The following is a 21,752-nucleotide window of genomic DNA, read 5'->3' on the forward strand; positions in this document are numbered from 1 at the left end:
GTGTCCCGTCCGGCGGCCTCGGCGCGTGGGGGACGGGTGGGCCGGGTCCGACGGGCTCAGGCCGTCCACGGAGAGCGCGTGCCGGAGGAGCGCGGCGGCAAGGTCAACGATGCGGCCGGGAGAGACCCCCCGCAACGCGGCCGCGGTACGGCCGGCGTAGATCGGTAGCATGTACCCAACGATTGAACTCGTTCAAATGGGGGGCGCATGGGCAGGCTTTCGCGACGACGGCTCGGTATCGTGCTGTGGTCGGTGTTCGTCACCGAGGCGGTGGGGCTGGCGGCAGGTTTCGCACTTGCGGACCCCACCAGGCTGAGACCCGACTATTCGGGTGTCTTTCTCGCGCTGGGCGTGCTGCTCATGGCCGAGTTGCAGGCGGCCGTGGCCTTCGTGATCGCGCTGGTACGGCGGACGCCCGAGGCGGCGTGGTGGGCGGCCGCTTCGGCGGTGGCCATCCCGGCGGTAGTGGTGATGCTGCTGGAGTCGGGGACGGGTTTCTGGTTCACCTGGTGCGTCGTCGCTGTGTTCGCGTCTTTCGTCGCCACCCTGTTGAGCTTCCGACGTGCGTCCCGGCCCGGACCGGGCGGTGGGGGCGGAGGGGCACCCGCGTGTCGTGCCGGGATGGGCGCGGCCGCCCTCTCCGTCGTCGCGCTGGTGGCGGCGGTCTCGATGTCCACGGAGGCGGGGATGGACGACGTGGACTTCTCCGGAACCTGGACCGCCCCCGAGCACGACCTCACCCTCACGCTGACCGGCGCACCCTACGGACAGGGAGGGCGGTACACCTTGCGGTGGGGAGCATGTTCGGAGGAGGCCGCTTGGAGCCTCGACTCCCCGCAGATGACGACCTCGGTCCAGGTCTGGCTGGACCGGGACGAGGTCACGCACTGCCTGCCCGCCTCCGACGTCGAGATCCGTGTTGCCGGCGGCACCGTGGCCGACCCCGTCCTCGGTCTCACCGGCCCGGACAGGACCGATTGGCTCCTCACCCGGCCGTGACACGGCGTGCGGAACGGGCCGCACGGGCCGTCGAACCCCTCCGCCGGGTGGGTCAGTTCTTGCCGAGGAGGCTGCTCATCCTGGCGATCTCCGCGGTCTGCGACGTGGTGATCGCATCGGCCATCGTCCTGGCCACGGGGAAGGCGCCGCCGGCCTTCTCCGTCTTCGCCATCGCCACGGCGCCCTCGTGGTGCCTGATCATCAGCTCCATGAAGGCGGTGTCGAACGCCTTGCCCGAGGACTTCTCCAGCTTGTCCATCTCCTCGGCCGTCATCACCCCGGCGCCGTGCCCGGAGTGGTCCGTCGCGCCCTCGGCGGGTACCTCTTCACCCCAGGAGGTCAGCCATCCGGACATCGTCCGGATCTCCGGGTCCTGGGCCTTCGCGATCTCGTCGGCGAGCTTCTTCACCTCGGCCGACTCCGCGCGGGCGGGGGCGAGGCCGGCCATCTCGACGGCCTGGCGGTGGTGGGGAATCATCCCCTTCGCGAAGGCGACGTCGGCGGCGTTGTGCTGTCCTTGCGCGGGCGTAGCGGGCGTAGCGGGCGTAGCGGGCGCCGCGGACGAAGCGGCGGGCGGCGTCGAGCTGTGGCCGGCGTGCCCGGCGGAGGTGTCGTCGCCCGACCCGCAGGCGACGAGGACGAGCGCGGCCGCGCCCGCGGCGGCGACGACGGCGGTACGGCGGACGAAGTGCTTGTGCATGGTGGTGCGCTCCTTGACGCGCAGCCCTGAAGCGGGCATGTGCCGGTGCGGAAGTGAGGGCATGGCCTTCAGCGCGGCATACGCCACACGTCACACGGCGGAGCCGGGACATGGGGGTGCCGTGCGGGCCGCTCTATATCCGCAGGAGTCGCGGCTGGGCCACGCCGGGCGGCGCCCCCTCGGGTCCCAGGCCGCGCATCGCCGGCCCGCCCGCCGGCACCGCGAGCACCCGCAGCACGGGGCCGTGCCCGGCAGGCCGGCGCCACACGGGCCGCGAAGTGCTGGTCATGCGGTCATCGTACGATCAGCCGCCTCGGGCGGCCGCGTGAGCGCCGCCACCCGACGTAAGGGCGCCCGTCGCTTCCCCGCTGCCGGGGGAAGGGACGGGCGGCGTCCGGCGTCGGCGTGGAAGCCGTTCAGCCTGGAGGCGGTCGGCGCCGATGCCGGGTCTTCACGCTGTCGGCTACGGGGTGAGGAAGTGGAACCCGGGCCGCGGGTGCATCAGGAAGTCGTGGTGCGAGATGTTCCAGGCATAGGCGCCCGCGAGCCCGAAGGCCACACGGTCTCCGGCCCGCAGACCGGGGGCCGGCACGTTCCGGGACAGCAGGTCCTTCGGGGTGCAGAGCTGGCCGGTGAGGGTGACCCGTCCGGTGGCGGCGGCAGCGGACGGCCTGGGCCAGGGGTGGGGCCACTCGCTCACGGGAATCACGGTGCAGGGCTGGTCGTGTCCCTTGGTCGCCGGGGTCCGCATGTGGTGGGTGCCGCCGCGGACCACGGCGAACTCCTCGCCGTGGCTGTGCTTCACGTCCAGCACCTCGGTGGCGTACCAGCCGCAGTACGCGCTCACGGCGCGCCCCGGCTCGATCCGCAGGGTGAGGTCCGGGTGCGCGTCCGCGAGGCGGCCGAGGCCCGCGCCGTACGCCGTCCAGTCGAAGCGGCGCTCCGGGGCCGCGTAGTCGACGCTCATGCCGCCGCCCACGTTGACCTCGGTGAGCCGGATCCGGTGCCGGGCGGCGAGGTCGGCGGCCCAGGCGACGACCGATTCGGCGACCGCGAGCTGCTCCGGGGCGTCGAGGCCGCTGGCCAGGTGGGCGTGCACGCCCAGCAGCCGGAGCTGCGGGTAGGTGCCGTCGGTGAGCAGGCGGACGGCCGTGTCGGCGTCGGCCGGGTCGAGTCCGAAGGGCGTCGGACGGCCTCCCATGGCCAGCGAGCTGCCTTCGAGGGAGGCGGCGGCCAGGGGGAGGTTGAAGCGGAGCAGGATCCCGGGGAGGGGCCCGCGGCCGGGGGTGGTGCGGGCGGCGAGGGCGGCCAGTACGTGCAGTTCATGCAGGCTCTCCACGTGGAAGCGCTCCACGCCCAGTTCGAGGGCGGTGGTGAGTTCCGCGGGCGTCTTGCCGGGCCCGCTGAAGGCCAGCGGGCGGCCCGGCGCGGCCTTGGCCACGTGGGCGAGTTCTCCGCCGGAGGAGACCTCGTAGCCGTCGACGTAAGGGCCGAGGGCGGCCAGGATCTCGGCCTCCGGGTTGGCCTTGGCCGCGTAGTACAGCTCGACCCGTTCCGGGAGGGCGGCCCGCACGGTGGCGGCGTGCTCGCGCAGGGCGCTCAAGTCGTACAGGTAGGAGGGCAGTTCGGCGCTGTCGAGGGCGAGCAGGCGGTCGCGCACCGCGGGGGTCGGGGTGGTCATCGGGCGCTCCGTGTGTCTCGTGCGTGTTCGAGGTCGTGGTCGTGGCGGTCGTCGGTCTGGTTCCGCAGTGCCTGGGACAGCACGTCCTCGGCGAACGGGGAGGCGAGCCGGACGTAGCCGGCGTCCCGGTCGGCCTTGCGCTCCCAGCGGGTGAGCAGGTTGGCCTTGGCGGGCAGCGGCACCCCGGCGAGGAGGGCGGCCAGCCGCGGCGGGCAGCCGCCCAGGTCGGCGTACGCCTGCAGGGTGGCGCGGACCTGGGCCCACAGGGCTGCTTCCGAGTGCGGGTGCAGGTCCGCGAGGGCGGCGAGCATCTCGGCGATGTGGTTGACCAGCAGGCAGTACACGACCCGGTCCCAGCCGCGCTCGGCGTCGTACGTCATCGGGGCCGCGACCTCCTGCGGCAGGGCGGCGAGAAGGTCCGCGTGCTGCTCGGGGACCAGCTTGGTGCCCTCCAGGTCGCGGAAGAGGACCTGGGCCGGCATGCCCTCCTCGTCGACGCAGACGACGACGTTCTGCAGGTGCGGCTCGAGTACGAGTCCGTGGTCGAAGTACGCGGCCATGACCGGCGGGACGAGCAGCTTGAGGTACGCCGTCCACCAGTCGAGTGCCCTCTGCGCGGAGGCGTCTGCCAGCAGGTGGGAGATGTGTCCCGGGCCGGTGGGGTACTCGTCGGCGACGGCGGCGGCGAGCAGGGGAGTGGTGCCGGGCATGAGCCGGGCGAGCAGGCCCTCCCGGAGGATCACGCCGAAGCCCTCGAGGAGGGAGCGGTCCGGGGTGCCGTCGGGGCCGGGCAGGGCGATGCTGCGGTAGGCGGGCTCGCGGAGCATGGCGGTGCCCGGGAAGCGGCTCTCCAGGTCCGCGAGGACCGGGGCCAGCAGGCGGGTCAGGGCGACCGCGCCGGAGAGTTCGTAACTCGCGTTCTTTCGCAGGCAGTTGGTGATGCGGATGTTGAGGCTGAACTTCAGGAAGGTGTTGCCGTCGTACAGCGTGCGCACCGAGGCGGTGGCGGCGAACGGCTTGCCGCCGACGCCCAGGTCCAGGATGTCGCCGCGGTCCAATGCCGCGCGCAGCTGCGGGTGGTGGCTCAGCATCTCGTACTGCCACGGGTGCACGGGCAGCAGCCGGTAGCCCTCGGGCACATCGGCGCGGAGCCGGTCGAGGGCCTGCGCCGAACCCTCGGCGGAGGTCTCCTGCGCGATCAGGTGCTCGCGGACGGCGAGGTGGCGCAGTGGGAAGGAGGCGCCGGTCTCGGGCGCGTACGCGAGCCAGGAAGCGGTGTCGCCGGTACGGGCCTTGGGGGTGGGGTGGAAGCGGTGGCCGAAGACGAGGGACTGCTCGGATTCCACGTAGGCGGCGAGCCCGTCGCCGTCCCCGACGACGGTGTCCGTGGCCGGCCGGTCGGCGCGAAGGGCGAGCGCGGCCGACACCGCCTGATGGCTGGAGGCGATCTGCTCCAGGAACTCCCCGTTGCGCACGTCGGTCCGCAGGGTCAGCTCGTCGTGGACGTACTCGGCGAGGCGGCGCCAGTCGATCTCGGCCCATCCGCCGTCCTGCCGCTCCCGCACCGGTCCGGTGAACCGGTGCGCACCCAGCAGCGACGTACGCCGCAGGGCGGCGCGCAGCAGTACCCCGCGGCGGGGCAGCCACAGCAGCAGGTGGCCGTCCGCCACGGCGGTCTGGTGTTCCGGTCCGGACAGCTCGCGCAGCAGGCAGTTCAGGAGGGTGTGGGCGACCGCTTCGTCGGCCGTGGGCAGCCCGGCCGGTGCGGTGGAGGGGGCGACGGCGGCGCGGGTGGCGGCGGAAGCGGTACCGATTGCATCGGTCAGAGACATCAACGGCTCCAGCGTGTGCGGAGAGAGCGGGGGGAACGAAGGTTCAGGGCCGGAAGGGCGGTCACGCAGACGGTGACCACTGCCACGGCGGTGCCGGTGAGCACGGGCGCGGTCGGCCCGTACAGGCTGTTGCCCGCGGCCGCGGCCAGGCCGGCGACGACGGCGCCGGCTTTGGAGAAGAACTCGATCGAGCCGAACAGCCCGCCCGGGGCCCGGCCCTTGGCGCAGTCGGAGGCCATCACGGCGAGGCAGACGAGGCCGAGGGTGAGGCCCGCGCCGAGCAGCAGGCGTACGGCGACCAAAGTGGCGAGCGAATGGGCCAGTCCGTGCCCGGCCAGGCCGATGGCTATGCAGGCGAAGCCGAGCGCGACACCGAGGCGGGGACACCGGTGGAAGGCCGAGTGCACCCACATCGCCGCTGCGAGATAGCACAGGTGGGGCAGGGCGAAGAGGACGCCGGAGACCGCCGCGGAGGTGCCGGGGATCCGCTCCTCGATGAGGGAGATCAAGTACGGGAAGGAGATGACCGTGGAGAAGACGAACGCGAACTCCAGTGCGTACAGGCCGTGCAGGGAGGTCATGCGCTCGGTGCGGGGGCCTTCGTCCTGCTTCCCGGCTACCGGGGTGTCGTCGGCCGCCGGCCGCTCCTCGGGTTTCGTCCGGACGCCACGGGATTCCGGCAGCGCTGCGATCAGCAGCGCGGCCGTCAGCGGCAGGACGGCCAGCAGGGCGTACTGGCGGTGCGGTGACAGCCAGGGCGAGAGGCTGCCCACCGCGATCGGAGCGAAGACCAGGGCAGCGCGGGCAGCGCCCTGCATCAGGGTGAGGGCCTTGGACAGCTGCGGGCCCTCCAGAGCGGCGCCCAGGTAGCCGTTGGAGGCGGCGAAGGTACCGCCGAGGATGCCCTGGAGCGCCAGGGCCACGGTGAAGGCGGCGATCGAGTCGGCCCAGCCGGCCAGCAGGAAGGACACCGCCAGACCCAACTGGGCGCGCAGCAGCAGTCGTTTGCGGCCGAACCGGTCGGCGATCCGCCCCCACAGGGGGGCGCCGACGGCCGCGAAGACGGTCGGGACGATGTAGAGCACGCCGGCCCAGCTCGCGTCGCGGTCGCCGAGTTCCGGGAGGATCTCGGTGAGGAAGGGCGGCAGGCCGAGCGCGGCGAAGGAGGCCACGAAGTAGCAGCCGGCGACGGCGTGCACCTGTCTGCGGCCGAGGGCCGGGCGCGGCCCGGGGCCGGCCGCGGAGTACGCCCCGCGCCGGTCGGTTGGTGCGCTCGCGCTCACTGCGGACCCTCCGCGCGCAGCAGGTAGTTGGGGCCGGTGGTGTAGTGCTTGTTGATGTCGGCGGCGCCCGAGCGTTCCTTGCTGAGCAGGGTTCCGGCGCTGACCATCGCCTTGATCGGCAGCTGCGGGGCGTCCAGGACGTGGGCGCGCAGCGTGGCGCCCGGCTCTCCCGGTCCGGTGCCGAGCCGTCCGACCGCCTCGGCGAGCCGGTCGCGTACGAGGTCCAGCAGGGTCCCGGCCTCGGCGCGGCCGTGCCGGGCCAGCCCGAAGGCGTACGAACCGGCGCACAGGTGCAGGGTGATCGTGGTGAACATGTCGGTGAGCGGTCGGTCGTCGTCGCACAGGACGCGGGCGTCGTCGAAGCCGAGCGGGGCGTCGGCGCCGAGCGTCGCGCGTACGCGGGCCGCGTTGACGCGCGGGCTGTCGTCGTCCTTGAGTAGCAGTCGCATGCGGGTGGCACCGGCCGGACCGTGGTCGAGGACGAGGGAGATGTTCTGCTGGTGCGACTCGAGGGCGATGCCGTAGCCGAACAGGGTCGTCTGCCAGTCGAGGAGCAGCCGCAGGTAGGCGTCCAGCAGGGCGATCGGGTCGCCGCCGTAGAACCGGTCGGCGAGGTGGTCGATCAGCAGCCGCCCGCCGGGGGCTTCGGCGAGCAGTGCGGCGAGCGGGGTGACGACGGCGTCTTCGAGGCCGGCCGGGTAGCGGCGGCAGAGCGCGGCGAGGAGCTCGTGTCCGGCGTGGGCGTGGACGGTCTCGTCGGCGTGCAGGATCACGCCCTGGAAGCGCGGTTCGCGTGCGATGACGGTTTCCAGCAGGCGCTGGCCCGCGACCCCGTCGGCGAGGAAGCCGGGCCTGATGATGCGGCGGTTGCGCAGTCCCAGGGTGGCGGTGGCCATCGGGACCTTGATGTGCAGGGTGGGGTCGCCCGTGACGGCGACCGTACGCATGGACAGCGTGGGGACGACGTCCAGGTACGGGCGCTCGGCGAGGACGGCCCGGTCGGCCAGGCCCGCGGCGCGCAGGGCCTCGCGCAGCGGTGCGCCGACCGTGAGCGGGTGTACGGGAAGGGCGAGGTGGCTGTGGTCGAGCTCGGGCAGGCCGAGCGCGGCCGGGGTGGGCCAGGCGGCGGGCAGCGCGGCCGGGCCGCCGGCCACGGTGAGGTCCCGGTGCGGCACGGCGATCCAGCGCAGCGCGAAGCGCGGGTGGAACTCGGGCGCGTAGGACCGCAGTTGGTCCTCGTCGAGGCCGGATCGACCGCGCGCGGTGGGGTACACGGGGTGATCGAGGCGCGCGGCGAGCGTGTCGTGGGCGAGCCCGCCCGCGATACCGGTCCAGTGGGCGGGGTCGGCGCCGTGCTCGGCGGCCAGGGTGGCGGCGACCTCGTCGCGGGTGCGGCCGTGCAGGCGCATGGTCGCGAGGGTCTGGCGGCACTCCTCGGAGAAGGCGTCGAAGCCGCCCCGGTCGGCGGGGTCGGCGAGCGCGCTCAGGGCGTCGAGGACCTCGTCGTGCGTGGTCAGCTCGCGGCCGTCGGACTCCCGGGTGAGCTGCGGCAGCCGGGCGGCGTACTCGCTCTGGTAGCCGTCCTCGACGACCGGGAGGAGCAGGGCGTCGCCGTCGCCGGCCGGCAGCCGCAGCCAGCGCCCGTCCGCACGGTCGACGGGCGTGGTGCGGGTGCGCAGACCGGCCACGTCCTCGCGCAGGAGCGCGCCGAGAACGCGGAGCAGGAGTTCCGCTTCGGTGGTGCCGCAGTCGGTGGCGATGGCCGTGGCGGCCGAGACGGTCGTGCTCACGGGGTGATCTCCCAGCGCTGGGCCGCGAGGTAGTCGGCGGCGACGCGTTCGACGGTCTCGTGGTCCGTGTCGCGGCCGAGCGCGCGCAGCACTCCGATGAAGTCGCGGTTGGTGTGGTACAGCTCGTGCCGCTCCGCCACGGCGCGCAGCGGCCGGTACGTCAGCTCGACTCCCTCGACGACGAGATCGGCGGGCCCGGGCGCCGCCGTGAGCGCGCCGGCGCTCTGGGCGCACGGGTAGTCGACGAGGGCGACGCCGTCCGTGCGGGCACCGAGGTCGGCGGGCAGCGGCTCGCCCAGGTGGGTGCGCAGGACGTGCTCGAACAGCGGGATGTCCAGCAGCCGCGCGAGCATCAGGTCGATCTGGTCCCCGATGGCCCGGTAGTTGACCTCGATGATGCGGGCCCGGCCGTCCTTCACGACGAACTCCGTGTGGCAGATGCCGAATCCGACGCCGAGGGCGTCGAGCTGGGCGAGGATCTGCTCGACGACGTGTTCGGGGTGGGCGCTGACGAAGGTGGAGCGCTCCTCGATGAAGTGCGGGGGTGCGGACAGTCGGGTGCGGAAGCCGCCCAGCACGTGGCGGACCCGGCCGTCGCCGAGGGTCTCCAGGCTGCACAGTTCGCCGGCCAGGTACTCCTCGACGACCAGGGCCACCCGCGGCCGGCGGGACTGTATCTCCTTGCAGCGCAGTACGAGTTCCTCGGGACCGTCGACCAGCACCACGTCCTCGCTGGCCACGCCCTCCCGGGGCTTGACCACGCACGGGTAGGGCACGTCGAGGGCGGTGAGGCCGGCCGGGTCCTGACCGGCGGCCAGCTCCGTCGACCACACCGCGTCGAGTCCGCTCGCGGTCAGGTGGCGGCGCATCTGGGCTTTGTCCTTGACGCGCAGCGCCGTCCGCCAGTCCTTGGCGGGGAGGCCGAAGTAGTCCGCGGCCAGGGCCGTTTGGGTCTGGAGGTGATCGCTGTTGGTGAACACGGCGTCGGGCGTGTGGTGGGTGGATATCCGGCTGATGACCGCGCGGAAGTCGCGTACGTCGCACTCCAGGACCTCGGCGTCCGGCGCCGTGCGGAGGTGGGCCGCGGGCTGGTCGGTGAGGACGGTGACGTCGAGGCCGAGTCGGGCCGCGGCCGGGAGGAACCCCTCGGTGACCGAGTCTGTGGGGTTGAGTGCGAGCAGGTACAACCGCATGGGTTGAGCCCCTTCCGAATCCTGAGCTGTGGGGGAGCGGGCTGACTGTTTTCCGGCACGCCTCGGTGCCGACGGATTCCCTCATCCGCCAGCACGAGTCAGCTTAGGTTAGCCAACCCTTAGTCTCAACTCGGGTTCGAGGCGCGGGGTGTGGCGTGCTGGCATGATCATAAAGCATTGGGTTAAGGTAAGGCTTACCTACTCTTCCGTAACCGGAGTTTTCGTGCCGCACATGATCGAGAACCGATGACCACGGTCCCGCGCATCGCGTCGCCCGTACGGCCGGCCCCGTCCGCCGCCGCCACGCTCGCGCGGACCTACGGTCGCCTCGCGGCCGTCTGCGAGGCGCTGGACGTTCGGGTGGCCACCGGCATCGCGCAGCCCGGGCACTGGGTCAACGGCGCGGAACTCGCCCGACCGGCCGGGGACCAGGACGCCCTGGACGCCTTCGTCGCCGCCGAGGCCGCACGCATCCGGGCGGGGCACGGGCACGATCCGCGTCCCGACGTCGCCGCGTCGCGCGCGCTCCACGACTACCTCTGGTCCGTCAGCCTGCTGATGAGCGGCGCCTGGTACCTGGAGCGGCGCGTACCGCGCATCCGACCGCGCGAAGTGCGTGTAGACCTCTCGACGGGCGCGTTCGAGATCGTTGCGGGGGCCGGATTCGCATGCCTGCCCGGCGACTCGGCGGCGCACTTGCCGGGGGCCCGGACGGTGTCCGACGAGGAGGCCCTGCGCGCCGAGTTGCGTGCGGCCGTCGCCGATCACGTACGGCCACTGCTGGCCGCGATCGGTCCGCGGGTCCGACGCCGGGACCGGGCCCTGTGGGGCATGGTCGCCGACGACCTCGTCTCCGGCATCTGGCACCTCGGGCGCGTACTCGGCCAGGAGGACCGTGCGGTGCGGGAGGCGACCGAGCTGCTCCCGACCGCCATCGCGCCCTTCCCCGGCGGTGCCGACTTCAGGCGGCTCGCGGACCGCTCCGGGCAGCTGCACCCGACCCGCACCCGGCTCGGCTGCTGCATGTACTACACCCTGGACGCGGCCCGGTCCTGCGCGACCTGCCCCCGGACCTGCGACGCGGAACGGCTGCGCCGGATCGAGGGCGAAGGCTGAGCGGGCCTCGCACCCTCGCCCGTACACACCAAAGGGTCGGCCCCGGCCCGCGTACCGAGGTACGCGGGCCGGGGCCGACCCTTTGGGCTGGTGGGGCGCGCCGCCTACTTGGCGGGGTCCACCTGGAAGGCCTTCGCCAGGTCGTCGAGGACCACGTCCGCGCCCTGGAGGGAGACCGAGGTCATCCAGATGGCGTCGTCGACCTCGTGGACCTGGTTCTTCTGGACCGCGTTCAGGCGCTGCCACAGCGGGTTGGCGAGGAACTTCTTCTTGCGCTCCTCACCGCCCGAGAAGGAGGTCATGAAGATGTGGTCCGCATCGGCCTGCTGGATCTGCTCCTCGCTGATCTCGATGTTGAACTTCACCTCGTCACGCTGGTTCTCCGGCCGCGTCAGGCCCATGTCGTTCAGGATGATGCCGCTGAAGGTCTTGGGCAGGTAGATGCGCGTCGGACCGTCGACGAAGCGGACGACCGAGAAGGTGGGCTTGCCGTTGGCGCCACCGCCCTTGGCGTTGATCGCGTCACCGATCTTCTTGGCACGGGTCTGGTACGCCGTCAGCTTGGCGGAGGCCTTGTCCTCCTGACCCAGCGCCTGGCCGAGGAAGGTGACGTTCTCCTTCCAGATCGGGCCGGTGGTCTTGACGAACACGGTCGGCGCGATCTGGCTCAGCCGGTCGTAGAAGTCGGCGTGACGGACCGTCGCGGAGACGATGAGGTCGGGCTTGAGGGCCGCGATCGCCTCCAGGTTGGGGTTGTCGAGCGGGCCGACATCCTTCGTCTCCTTCACCGCGTCACCGAGGTAGGGAGGGAAGCCCTTCTGGTCACGGTACGACCCGATACCGCCGACCAGCGGCGCGTCGAGGGCGACGACCGCCTCCACCAGGCTGTTGTCCAGCGCCACGACGCGCTTGGGCTTGGCCTTGATCTCGGTGGTGCCCTTGTCGTGGGTGATGGTGCGCGGGAAGCCGGGCGACTCGGCGGCACCTGCCTTCGATGACTCGGCGGCCGGCTTCTTGTCGTCGCCGGCGCCACCGCAGGCGGCCAGAGAGAGGGCCAGGGCTGCCGTGAGAACGGCAGCGGCGATCCGGCCCGGCCGGCGACGCTGAGTGAAGGTGTTCATCGGTCTCGGTTCTCCAGAGGGAACATGTGTTCTTAGGTAAGCCTTGCCTGAGTAAGCGCGTGGTGAAGAGTAGCCGCTCTCCGTGGCCAAATCCAGACGGGGGGTGGCGGTCGGATTCGGTTAGGCATCCCTTACCTTATGTGAGTGTCTCTTAAGCCCGTCACCGCCGACGCCATCGCGGTCCCCGCCCCAACCGTCCCGCCACCCCGACGAGTTCTCTCCCGGACCTTGGTGCTCACGGCGCTGCTCGCCTGTGTGGTCGCCATGGTCTGCGCCTCCCTGGCGATCGGAACCAAGGCCGTGCCCCTCTCCGACGTCCTGGCCGCGATAGCGGGCAGTGACGCCGGCGACGCCGTGGTGGTCCGCGAACTGCGCATGCCCCGGACCTTCCTGGGGCTGCTTGTCGGCCTGGCGCTCGGCGCCGCGGGAGCGGTGGCCCAGGACATCACCCGCAACCCGCTCGGCGACCCCGGTCTGATCGGCATCAGCGCGGGCGGCTCGTTCGCGGTCGCCGCGAGCATTGGCATGCTGGGGCTGACCAGTTCCTACCAGTACATCTGGTTCGCCTTCCTCGGCGGCGCGCTGGCCGGGCTCATCGCCTACGCCGTCGGCGGCACCGGCTACGGCGGCGCCACCCCCGCCAAACTCGCCCTGGCCGGCGCTGCCGTGACCGTACTGCTCGACGCCGGCACCAACACCCTGGTCCTCCTCGACGTACGCACCCTGGACCAGTACCGGTTCTGGGCGGTGGGCTCACTGGCCGGCCGGGACGCGCAACTGGGCATGGAACTGCTCCCGTTCGTCGTGGTCGGACTCGCCCTCGCCCTCGGGCTGAGCGGCCGGCTCAACGCCCTCGCCCTCGGCGACGACGTGGCCAGCTCACTCGGCACCCCGGTCAAGTCCACCCGCGCCCTGGGCGCGCTGGCGGTGGTCCTGCTGACCGGCGCGGCCGTCGCCGCGGCCGGCCCCGTGACCTTCATCGGCCTGGTCGTCCCGCACGTCGTACGGGCCTTCACCGGACCCGACGCCCGCTGGCTGGTGCCGTGCTCCGCGCTGGGCGGGGCCTCCCTGATGCTCGCCGCCGACGTGGTCGGCCGCATGGTCGCCCGGCCCGGCGAACTGGAGGCAGGCGTGGTGACCGCACTGCTCGGCGCGCCGTTCCTCGCCTTCCTGGTCAAGCGCGGCAAGCTCAAGGAGCACACCCGATGAGCACGATGAGCCGTCAGAAGACCGTGCGCCTGCTGAGGATCGAGGCCGGACCCGTCGGTGTGGCCGTACGACCCCGCGTCGCACTCATCGTGCTCGCCCTCGTCCTGGCCGGCTTCGCGGGCCTGATCGCCTCCGTCTCCCTGGGCACGTTCGCGATCCCGGTCGGCGAGGTACTGGGCGCGGTGCTGGGCACCGGCTCCGGCGCCGCCGACCTGATCGTCCACCAGCTCCGCCTGCCGCGCGCACTGACCGCCCTCCTGGTCGGAGCCGCGTTCGGCCTGGCCGGCGCCGTGTTCCAGGCCGTCACCCGCAACCCGCTCGCCAGCCCGGACCTGATCGGCATCGCGGCCGGCTCCGGGGCCGGCGCGGTGAGCGCCATCCTCATCGGCGGCGTCACCGCCGCCGGCGCCGGCACCTTCGCGGCCGTTCCGTTCGGGGCCCTCGCGGGGGCCCTGCTCACCTCGGTGGCCATCTACCTCCTGGCGTACCGGGACGGCACCATCACCGGCTACCGCTTCGTCCTCGTCGGGCTCGCCGCGAACGGCGCCCTGGTCGCGCTGACCCGCTGGATGCTGGCCCGCGCCGACATCGACCAGGCGTCCCGCGCCATGGTGTGGCTGACCGGCAGCCTCAACGGGCGCGGCTACGAGCACGTCCAGTGGGCCGGGCTCGCGCTCGCGGTGCTCCTGCCGCTGACCCTGACGCTCGCCCGCCCGTACCAGCTGCTCCAGTACGACGACGACACGGCGCGCAGCCTCGGCATCCCGCTGAAGCACGCGCGGATCGCGCTGCTGGTCCTCGCCACCTGCCTCACCGCGCTGGCGACGTCGGCGGCCGGGCCGATCGCCTTCATCGCCCTGGGCGCCCCGCAGATCGCGCGGCGACTCACCGGCACCGCCGGCATCCCGCTGGTCACCAGCGCCCTGACCGGAGCGGTGCTGCTCATCCTCGCCGACCTGGGCGCGCGGCTCGTCCTCGCCCCGACCGAACTGCCCGTCGGCGTGCTCACCGGCGCCGTCGGCGCCCCGTACCTGCTGCTACTCCTCGCCCGTACCAACCGGGCCGGAAAGGGAGGCTGACATGACCGCCCCGCTGACCGAGACCCGGACCACCGGCCTCTCGCCCACCGCCATCCACGCGACCGGCCTGAAGCTGGGTTACGGCGACCGGATCGTCTCCGAGGACCTCGACCTCACCATTCCGGCCGGGAAGGTGACCGCGCTCGTCGGCCCCAACGCCTGCGGAAAGTCCACCGCCCTGCGGGCCCTGGCCCGACTGCTCAAGCCGGCCGGCGGCGCCGTCCACCTGGACGGCGAGGACATCGCGAGCCTGTCCGCACGGGAGTTCGCCCTGCGGCTCGCCCTGCTCCCGCAGACCCCCAGCGCACCGGACGGGATCTCCGTACGCGACCTCGTGGCCCGCGGCCGCACCCCGCACCAGCGGTGGTGGCGCCAGTGGTCCTCCTCCGACGAGGCCGCGGTGGACGCCGCCCTCGCGGCGACGGGCTCGGCGGAACTGGCCACCCGGTCCATCGACGAACTGTCCGGCGGCCAGCGCCAGCGCGTGTGGATCGCGATGGCCCTGGCCCAGCACACGCCGGCCCTGCTCCTGGACGAGCCGACGACCTACCTCGACCTCGCCCACCAGGTCGACGTCCTCGAACTCGTCGCGGACCTCAACCGCACCGAGGGCCGCACCGTGGTCATGGTCCTGCACGAGCTCAACCTCGCCTGCCGCTACGCGGGCCACCTCATCGCCATGCGAGACGGCCGCGTGATCGCCGCCGGCCCACCGTCCGAGATCGTCACCCCGGACCTGGTCCACGAGGTCTTCGGACTCCAGGCGGCAGTCATCGAATGCCCGGTTGCCGGCACCCCCCTGGTCATCCCGATGGGCGGCCGCCGCACCGAAATCGCCTGACACCCCGAGGAGGTCCCGGTGAGGGGCGCCGAGGTCAGGCTGCCGGCCAAGAGCGGCGGCGAGCCTTCAGTACGCCGTGTCCGTCATGGCGCCTGACCGATGAAATCGCAGGTCAGGCGCCTTTCCCGAGTCCCGTCGAGGACGGCCGCGCCGGGGCTCCCGCCGCGCGACGCCCAAGGTGTCCGCATAATGGATGGACAGAACGGCGGGTGGAAGGGGACGTCTCGTGCCATCGGCTCGGCCGGGGGGCGAGAAGACTCACGGCCCGTTCTGGTCCGAGCCGGGTACGTTGCTGGAGCACGTGCCCGTGGCCGTCTTCGGCATCGGCGACCGCGACCACGTCTGTTACTGGGGGCCTGGCGCGAGGGACCTCTTCGGGTACGACTCCACAGCCGTCCTGTCGAAGCCCGGCGCCGTGCTCTTCGCCGACGGGCCCCAGGGCTACTCCGATGCGTGCGCCCGGCTGACTGAGCGAGGCCGGACCCTCGGGTACTGGAGGGGCCGCCTGCCGGCACGGCATCGTGACGGCACGGTCTTCGACTGCGGCTTCCGGGTCTTTTCCGTGACCGGAGCCGGAGGACCTTCGGTCGTGATGGTCCTGGCGAGCCGCAGCGACGAGCTTGATCGGGTCAAGACGAACCTCGCCTTCCTCGACGCCCTCTTCGAGACCTGCCCCATCGGTCTGGTCATGCTCGACCCCGACCTCCGGTACGTCCACCTCAACCAGGCGCTCGCCGACATGGACGGACTTCCGATCGAGTCGCACCTCGGGCGGCACATGGACGAAGTCATGATCATGTCCGACGGCGGTGAGTATCAGCGCATGCTCCGCGCGGTCGCCCTGGGCGGTGCGCCGGTCGTGGGGACGTTGGTGGGCATGCGCCCGCGCGGACATCCGGACCGTGACCAAGTGCGGTCCGTGAGCTTCTTCCCACTGAGCCGGGCGGTCGGCTCGCGCCCCGGGGTCGGAGGGCTGATGGTGGACGTGACGGACCGGGAACAGGCCATCCTGGAAGCCACCGCCAGCCGTCGAAGGCTGGCTCTGCTGGACGGGGCCTCCACTCGCATCGGGACCACCCTGGACGTGAACCTCACGGCCCAGGAGCTGGTCGACGCGTCGATGCCGGACTTCTGCGACGGTGCCGTCGTCGAAGTCGTGGAGTGGATGGACGAGACAGAGGTCTTCGACCCGGGGCGGCCGCTGATCACCCGCCGGATCGCCTCCGGGACGATCCTGCCCCCTCCGGCCATCGAACTCGTGAGCGGGGTGGAGACGGTGCGGTATCCGCCCGGCTCCGTCATCCACGACATGCTGCGATCCGGTCGTGCCATCTCCGCCGTGGTGAACGAGGAGTTCCTGGCCAGGACCGTCCTCATCGAGTCACGCGCACGGCTCCTGGCCGAGAGTGGGTTGGCCTGCCTCCTCGTCGCCCCGCTCATCGCCAGGGGCACGGTCCAGGGAATCGCCATGTTCGGCCGGTCCGCGGGCCGGCCGGCCTTCACGCGGGACGATGTCAGCCTTGCCGGTGAGCTCGCCTCACGTGCTGCGATCTGTCTGGACAACGCACGCCTGTACAGCCGTGTCCAGGACATCGCGCTCACACTGCAGCGGGCTTTGCTGCCCAGCGCGTTGGCGACCAGCCCGTACGTGGATGTGACCCACCGGTACGTGCCCGGCAGCCGGATCACCGAGGTCGGCGGCGACTGGTACGACGTGATCAACCTGCCCGGCGGCCGGGTCGCTCTCGTGGTGGGCGACGTGATGGGGCACGGGGTGTCGGCTGCCGCGGCCATGGGTCGCCTTCGCATCACCACCAAGGCCCTGGCCAGGCACGACAGCGAGCCTGCCGACCTGCTCACCGAGCTCGACGCGTGCGCCCAGGAGGCCGACATCGAGCTGGCGACGTGCCTGTACATCGTCTATGACCCGATGAGCGGACGCGCCCGCATCGCCAGCGCGGGCCACCCCCCGCCCTTGGTGCTCCGGCCGGACGGGACGGTGGAAACCATCGACGAGGTCCTGGGAGTCCCCCTCGGTGTAGGCGGCTGCCCTTTCCGGACGACTGAGATCGAACTGCCCGAGAACGCGACCCTCGCCCTTTACACCGACGGCCTCATCGAGGCACGCGACCGGGACATCGAGGCCGGGCTGGAAGCATTGCGCGCCGAACTGGTCAGAGATCCAGGTCCGTTGGAAGAAGCAGCGGACCGCATCCTCGCGAATCTGCTGTCCGCCCCGCCGGCCGACGACACGGTTCTCGTCCTCGCCCGCGTCCACCGAGCCCCTCGGAACTCCTGACGAAATGATCTTCGAGGTAGTCGGATCACTCCGGGACCGACGATCCGGGGGCTGGACGAGGACGAGCGTCAGGCGGGCCCTCCTGTCACCTTCGCCAGAACAGGTGGTGCGTCACCCCGCTCGGGCTGGGCACGACCTCGAGGTGGAACCGGTCGAGCAGTTCATCGGGTGACTCCCAGAGCCGTACCCCGGATCCGAGCTGCACCTGCGAGACCGCCACGTGCATGGTGTCGACGAGGCCGGCGTCGAGGAACTCCCGGATGGTGGTCGCCCCGCCACCGAGGCGGACGTCCTTGCCCCGCGCCGCGTCCCGCGCCCGTTCGAGGACCGTGGCCGGGTCGCCGTCGACGAAGTGGAACGTGGTGTCGGAAAGCGTGAACGAAGGACGCTCGTGGTGGGTCATGACGAACACCGGGGTGTGAAACGGGGGCTCGTCACCCCACCAGCCGCGCCAGTCGTGGTCGTGCCAGGGCCCGCGCTGGGGTCCGAATTTGTTGCGGCCCATGATCTCCGCGCCGATGTTGCGTGCGTAGTCCCGCGTGAAGTAGTCGTCGAGGCCTCGACTCCCGCCGGGGTCGGTGCGCATGGGCCAGCTCGCCGTGGCGCCGGCCCAGGCGAACATGTCCCCGGGGTCGGCATCACCGAACGGTCTCTCGAGGCTCTGGTGCTCACCGGCACCGAATCCGTCACGCGAGACGCCGAAGTTCTGGACTCTCAGCAGCTGATCCACGTGTTTCCTCCTACGTTTCTGCGTTGTCGATGACGGTGAGACTGCCCGGGCCGCGAAAACTCATCGGTGCGGTGCGGATCACTCCCCGCGCCAGATCTTCTGGTACGCCTCTCGGTAGCCGCGCGGGTCCCAGGACGTGGCCCCGCCGCTGTTCTCGGCCGTCACCACGTGCACGGGTGCGACGTAGCCGCTGGCAGGGCGGCCGGCGAAGGCGCGGTTGAACTCGTCGATGATCTGCCAGCCCTGCTGGGCCAGGGGTTCGGGGACGGTGGCGGCCTGGAACCGCCGGCTTTCGATCCGCTGGAAGGCGGAAGGATCGCCGTCGCCCGCGCCGATGTTGAAGGGCGGCCCCTCACCGGGGCGCCCGGCGGCACGCAGCGCCGGGGCGGCGTCGGCGAAGTAGAGGTCGTTGATCGCGATGGAGTGGGTCCACCGGTCCCGGAAGCGGGAGACCAGGGAGGAGACCTGCTGCGGGGTGCGCTGGCTCGCGTCCGGGATGGGGATGTTCTCGGTCGTCAGCAGCCTCACCCCGGGGCACGTGCCCAACTGCCTTTTGATCAGCTCGGACTTGTTGCGGGCGAAGGGGATGGAGTCGTCGGTGAAGACGACGACCCCGGCGTCCGCGCCGGACCGGGCGATGACCCAGTCCGCGCTGATCCCCGCCACCTCCTCCACCTTCGTGGTGATGTTGGTGAAGAGCCGGGGACTCGTACTCGGGCCGGGGGAGCCGACCGCGTGCCAGCCGATCAGCGCGATGCCCGCGGCTTCTGCCCGCGCCGTCTGCTGCGCCGTGAGCTGGGGATCGAAGCCGCCGATCACGATGCCCGAGGGCTTGAGTGTGACCGCCTGGCTGAGCGCGGCCTGGATACCCGCCGGGGTTCCCTCTCCGTCGATCACCCGGACCTGCCAGCCGATGGCCGCCGCGGCTTCCCGGACGCCCTTGGCGACCCCGGCGACCCCGGGGTTGGTCATGGTCTGGGCGACGTAGACGATGGTCTTGCCGGGGACCGCCGCGGAGCCGGTCGTGGGGCCGTTCCAGGAGAGGTCCGTGCGCTCGGCCCGTTCTACGGCCTCCTTCGCTCGCGCGAGTACGGCCGGGCAGCCGGCGGCCGAGGGCGTGACCGCGGCAGAGGTCTGCGACGGACCCCCTCCGCAGCCCGTGACGAGGGTGGAGGCGGCCGCCCAGAGGGCCGCGGCCGCGAGGACGCAGTTGCGGTTCGGGTACATGGTGCTCCTGACCGGGGGTGCGCTGGGGGGTCTACGGGGCTTCGGCCGCCCGCGACGCCGACGCCCCGGGCGGGTCCGGCGGGTCGGGCAGGTCGGGCAGGTGCCGGTCAGTCGTGGCCCGCGTGCGCAGCCGCCGCCTGGCCGCGTAGCCGGCCAGGCCGACCGCCATCAGCAGCGTGCCGCCGTTGAACAGCGGGGTGGCCCAGAACTGGGCGCCGAGCTGGCCGATTCCGGCGAGCCCGACGGCGATCACGCTGACGGCCACGAGGGTTCCGAGCGCGTTGGCGCGGCCGGGCTTGATCGTGGTGGAGCCGAGCAGCGCGCCGACGAAGGCGGGCAGCAGATAGTCCAGGCCGACACTCGGGTTGCCGATCTGCTGCTGCGCGGCGAGCAGGACCCCCGCGATGCCCACGACCAGGCCCGATCCGGCGAAGGCGTAGACGGAGTACCTGCGGGTGGGGATGCCGATGATGCCGGCGGCGAGGGGGTTGGAGCCGACGACGTACAGGTACCGGCCGAACGGCAGGCGTTCCAGCACCACCCAGAGGATGACGACGGCGGCGAGGACATAGAAGGCGGGCACCGGCAGACCGAGGAACCGGGCGTCGTAGAGGGCGGTGAAGGCTGCCGGCAGGCCGTCCGGGCCGGGCACGATCCTGCTGCCGTCGGTGAGCCATCCGGTGAGGGCGTACATGATGCTGCCGGTGCCGAGCGTGGCGATGAAGGAGTCGATCCGGGCGAACTCGACCACGACGCCGTTCAGGGCGCCGACCAGCGCCCCGCCGAGGACGACGGCGAGGCAGGCGAGCGGCCAGGGCATCCCCGCGTCGACGATGAGGTGCATCACCAGGACGTGCGCCAGGCCCAGCCCGTAGCCGATGGACAGGTCGAACTTGCCGGTGGCGATGGGGATCGTCGCACCGAGTGCGAGGAGGGCGGGGACCGACTGGTTGGACAGGATCGAGGACACGTTGTCCCGGGTGGGGAAGGTGTCCGGAAGGGCGATGGAGAAGACCAGGAAGAGCAGGGCGGTCAGGGCCAGCAGGCCGTAGTTCCCGATGATGTGCCCGCGCGGGGACCAGGGGGTCACGGCGCCGTCGTGCTTCCGGTGATCGCGGGCATGGCCGAGGCGGCGCGGGTGAGTTCGGCAGGCGTCAGCGCGGCACCCGCCGGCTCGGCCGCCACCGACCCTCGTACGAAGACCAGCGCGCGGTGGCAGAGGTCCGCGACCTCCTCGAAGTCGGTGGACACCAGCAGGACCGCCAGGCCCTCGGCGGCCGCGTCGTCGAGCAACCGGTGGATCGCCGCCTTGGCGCCGACGTCCACGCTCGCGGTCGGCTCTTCGAGGATCAGCAGCCGCAGCCGCCCGCGGAGCACCCGGCCGAGGACGACCTTCTGCTGATGGCCGCCGGACAGGGTGGCGAGGGGCACCTCGCTGTCGCGGGGGCGCACCGAGAACCGTTCGATCAGGGCGGCGGCCTCGCGCCGCTCACGCCGGGGACCGAGCCAGCGCCACGCCGGCACACCGGCCGCCCGGGGGTTCGCCAGGAAGTTCTCCCGGACCGTCAGATCGGGGGCGCAGCCCTCTTCCTGGCGGTTGGCGGCCACGAAACCGACTCCCCGGCCGAGGGCGGCGGCGACGGTGCGCGGGCGGTAGGCGCGGCCGTCGAGCAGTACTTGCCCGCCGAGCAGCGGCAGCGCGCCGGCGAGGGCGCGGCCCAGGTGCATGTGGCCGGCGCCGGTCAGCCCCACCATGCCGAGGATCTCCCCGGGCGCCAGGTCCAGGCTGACGGGCGCGGTACGCCGCGTCGTCACGGCGTCGAGCCTCAGTACGGGAGGACGGCCGGCGGGCAGGGCGGCGGCCGGCCCGCGCCCTGCCGGTACGCCGCCCGTGATGTCACGGACCAGACGGCCGGGGCCGTACCCTTCGAGCGGCCCCGCGCTGACCAGGCGGCCGTCGCGCAGGACGGCGAACGTGTCGGCGACCCGGTACACCTCGTCGAGCCGGTGGGTGACGTAGAGGATGCCGTGCCCCCGGTCGCGCAGGGTGTGCAGGACGTCGAAGAGCCGGGCGCAGTCCGCGGCGGGGAGCGTGGCGGTCGGCTCGTCGAGGACGAAGAGCTCCGCCCGGCGCGCGAGGGCCCGGGCGATGGCCACCAGGGAACGCTCGGCCGGCGCGAGATCCGCGACGCGGGCGTCGGCGTCCAGGTGTCCGGCGACGATCCGCAGGGCCTCGGTGCAGCGCTCCCGGGTCCGCCGCCAGGAGATCAGGCCGTGGCGGCGCGGGTAGCCCGTTCCCAGGGCGATGTTCTCGGCGACCGTCATCCACTCGACCAGGCCGAGGTCCTGGTGGATGAAGGACATCTTCCCGGAGGCGGATTCGGACCCGAGCGGGTGCCCGGCCACCGTCACCTCGCCCTCGTCGGCGTGGTGGACCCCGGCGAGCACTTTGATGAGCGTGGACTTCCCGGCGCCGTTGGGGCCGAGGAGGGCGAGCACGCTGCCGCGGTGGAGGTCGAGGCTGACCGCGTCCAGTGCGACGGTGCCGCCGAACCGCTTGCCGAGACCGCGGATCCGCACGAGCGGCTCCGCGCCGGGGCGCCGGGGCGGGCGGCTCGCCCGGGTGTCGGAAGTGTCATGGGCGTCATGCAC

Annotated in this window: 18 protein-coding genes; 6 read left to right on the plus strand and 12 right to left on the minus strand. The window is 72.3% G+C overall.

Annotated elements, in window-relative coordinates:
• Positions 1-207 precede the first annotated feature (207 nt).
• Entirely contained in the window at positions 208-999 is a 792-nt protein-coding gene (locus tag J7F03_RS30740) for a hypothetical protein (RefSeq protein WP_214955249.1), read from the plus strand.
• 52 nt (positions 1,000-1,051) lie between these two features.
• Here J7F03_RS30740 and J7F03_RS30745 read toward each other — a convergent pair whose 3' ends face one another.
• The 7 genes from J7F03_RS30745 to J7F03_RS30775 all read right to left on the minus strand — a co-directional run bounded on the left by J7F03_RS30745 (position 1,052) and on the right by J7F03_RS30775 (position 9,478).
• A complete protein-coding gene (locus J7F03_RS30745) occupies positions 1,052-1,699 on the minus strand; it encodes a DUF305 domain-containing protein (protein ID WP_214955457.1) in 648 nt (215 codons plus the stop codon).
• A gap of 133 nt (positions 1,700-1,832) precedes the next feature.
• On the minus strand, positions 1,833-1,988 hold the full coding sequence (locus J7F03_RS30750) for a hypothetical protein (RefSeq protein WP_214955251.1): 156 nt from the start codon (positions 1,986-1,988) through the stop codon (positions 1,833-1,835).
• Positions 1,989-2,162: 174 nt separating this feature from the next.
• Positions 2,163-3,380 carry a type III PLP-dependent enzyme gene (locus J7F03_RS30755; protein WP_214955253.1) on the minus strand — a complete coding sequence of 406 codons (1,218 nt, stop codon included), beginning with the start codon at positions 3,378-3,380 and terminating at the stop codon, positions 2,163-2,165.
• Complete coding sequence (locus tag J7F03_RS30760; protein ID WP_214955255.1) at positions 3,377-5,212, minus strand: IucA/IucC family siderophore biosynthesis protein; 1,836 nt, start codon at positions 5,210-5,212, stop codon at positions 3,377-3,379. Before J7F03_RS30760 ends, J7F03_RS30755 begins: the two co-directional genes overlap by 4 nt.
• Complete coding sequence (locus J7F03_RS30765; protein ID WP_214955257.1) at positions 5,212-6,495, minus strand: MFS transporter; 1,284 nt, start codon at positions 6,493-6,495, stop codon at positions 5,212-5,214. Before J7F03_RS30765 ends, J7F03_RS30760 begins: the two co-directional genes overlap by 1 nt.
• Positions 6,492-8,285, minus strand: coding sequence for an IucA/IucC family protein (locus J7F03_RS30770; RefSeq protein ID WP_214955259.1), 1,794 nt, complete (start codon positions 8,283-8,285; stop codon positions 6,492-6,494). Before J7F03_RS30770 ends, J7F03_RS30765 begins: the two co-directional genes overlap by 4 nt.
• Entirely contained in the window at positions 8,282-9,478 is a 1,197-nt protein-coding gene (locus tag J7F03_RS30775) for an acetyl-CoA carboxylase biotin carboxylase subunit family protein (RefSeq protein WP_214955261.1), read from the minus strand. The genes J7F03_RS30770 and J7F03_RS30775 overlap by 4 nt, the downstream gene beginning before the upstream one ends.
• 246 nt (positions 9,479-9,724) lie before the next feature.
• Here J7F03_RS30775 and J7F03_RS30780 point away from each other — a divergent pair, with 246 nt between their 5' ends.
• On the plus strand, positions 9,725-10,594 hold the full coding sequence (locus J7F03_RS30780; protein ID WP_214955263.1) for a (2Fe-2S)-binding protein: 870 nt from the start codon (positions 9,725-9,727) through the stop codon (positions 10,592-10,594).
• Positions 10,595-10,698: 104 nt separating this feature from the next.
• Here J7F03_RS30780 and J7F03_RS30785 read toward each other — a convergent pair whose 3' ends face one another.
• The gene (locus J7F03_RS30785) at positions 10,699-11,715 is read right to left on the minus strand and encodes an ABC transporter substrate-binding protein (protein ID WP_214955265.1); all 1,017 of its coding nucleotides are present in this window, start codon (positions 11,713-11,715) and stop codon (positions 10,699-10,701) included.
• Positions 11,716-11,859: 144 nt separating this feature from the next.
• Here J7F03_RS30785 and J7F03_RS30790 point away from each other — a divergent pair, with 144 nt between their 5' ends.
• The 4 genes from J7F03_RS30790 (at position 11,860) to J7F03_RS30805 (ending at position 17,143) form a co-directional block, all read left to right on the plus strand.
• Positions 11,860-12,924, plus strand: a complete 1,065-nt coding sequence (locus J7F03_RS30790; protein ID WP_308380021.1) for an iron ABC transporter permease — start codon at positions 11,860-11,862, stop codon at positions 12,922-12,924.
• Entirely contained in the window at positions 12,921-14,003 is a 1,083-nt protein-coding gene (locus J7F03_RS30795; RefSeq protein WP_214955268.1) for an iron chelate uptake ABC transporter family permease subunit, read from the plus strand. Before J7F03_RS30790 ends, J7F03_RS30795 begins: the two co-directional genes overlap by 4 nt.
• A 1-nt stretch (position 14,004) precedes the next feature.
• On the plus strand, positions 14,005-14,844 hold the full coding sequence (locus tag J7F03_RS30800; RefSeq protein WP_214955270.1) for an ABC transporter ATP-binding protein: 840 nt from the start codon (positions 14,005-14,007) through the stop codon (positions 14,842-14,844).
• 226 nt (positions 14,845-15,070) lie between these two features.
• Positions 15,071-17,143 (plus strand): SpoIIE family protein phosphatase, encoded by a 2,073-nt coding sequence (locus J7F03_RS30805; RefSeq protein WP_214955272.1) that lies wholly within the window; start codon positions 15,071-15,073, stop codon positions 17,141-17,143.
• A gap of 85 nt (positions 17,144-17,228) precedes the next feature.
• Here J7F03_RS30805 and J7F03_RS30810 read toward each other — a convergent pair whose 3' ends face one another.
• From J7F03_RS30810 to J7F03_RS30825, 4 genes are all read right to left on the minus strand, one after another.
• Positions 17,229-17,873, minus strand: coding sequence for a dihydrofolate reductase family protein (locus tag J7F03_RS30810; RefSeq protein ID WP_214955273.1), 645 nt, complete (start codon positions 17,871-17,873; stop codon positions 17,229-17,231).
• A gap of 78 nt (positions 17,874-17,951) precedes the next feature.
• Complete coding sequence (locus J7F03_RS30815) at positions 17,952-19,100, minus strand: substrate-binding domain-containing protein (protein ID WP_214955274.1); 1,149 nt, start codon at positions 19,098-19,100, stop codon at positions 17,952-17,954.
• Between the two features lie 31 nt (positions 19,101-19,131).
• Positions 19,132-20,190 carry an ABC transporter permease gene (locus tag J7F03_RS30820; RefSeq protein ID WP_214955275.1) on the minus strand — a complete coding sequence of 353 codons (1,059 nt, stop codon included), beginning with the start codon at positions 20,188-20,190 and terminating at the stop codon, positions 19,132-19,134.
• Entirely contained in the window at positions 20,187-21,752 is a 1,566-nt protein-coding gene (locus J7F03_RS30825; protein ID WP_214955276.1) for a sugar ABC transporter ATP-binding protein, read from the minus strand. The genes J7F03_RS30820 and J7F03_RS30825 overlap by 4 nt, the downstream gene beginning before the upstream one ends.

Source organism: Streptomyces sp. ISL-43 (assembly GCF_018614195.1).
Taxonomy (GTDB): domain Bacteria; phylum Actinomycetota; class Actinomycetes; order Streptomycetales; family Streptomycetaceae; genus Streptomyces.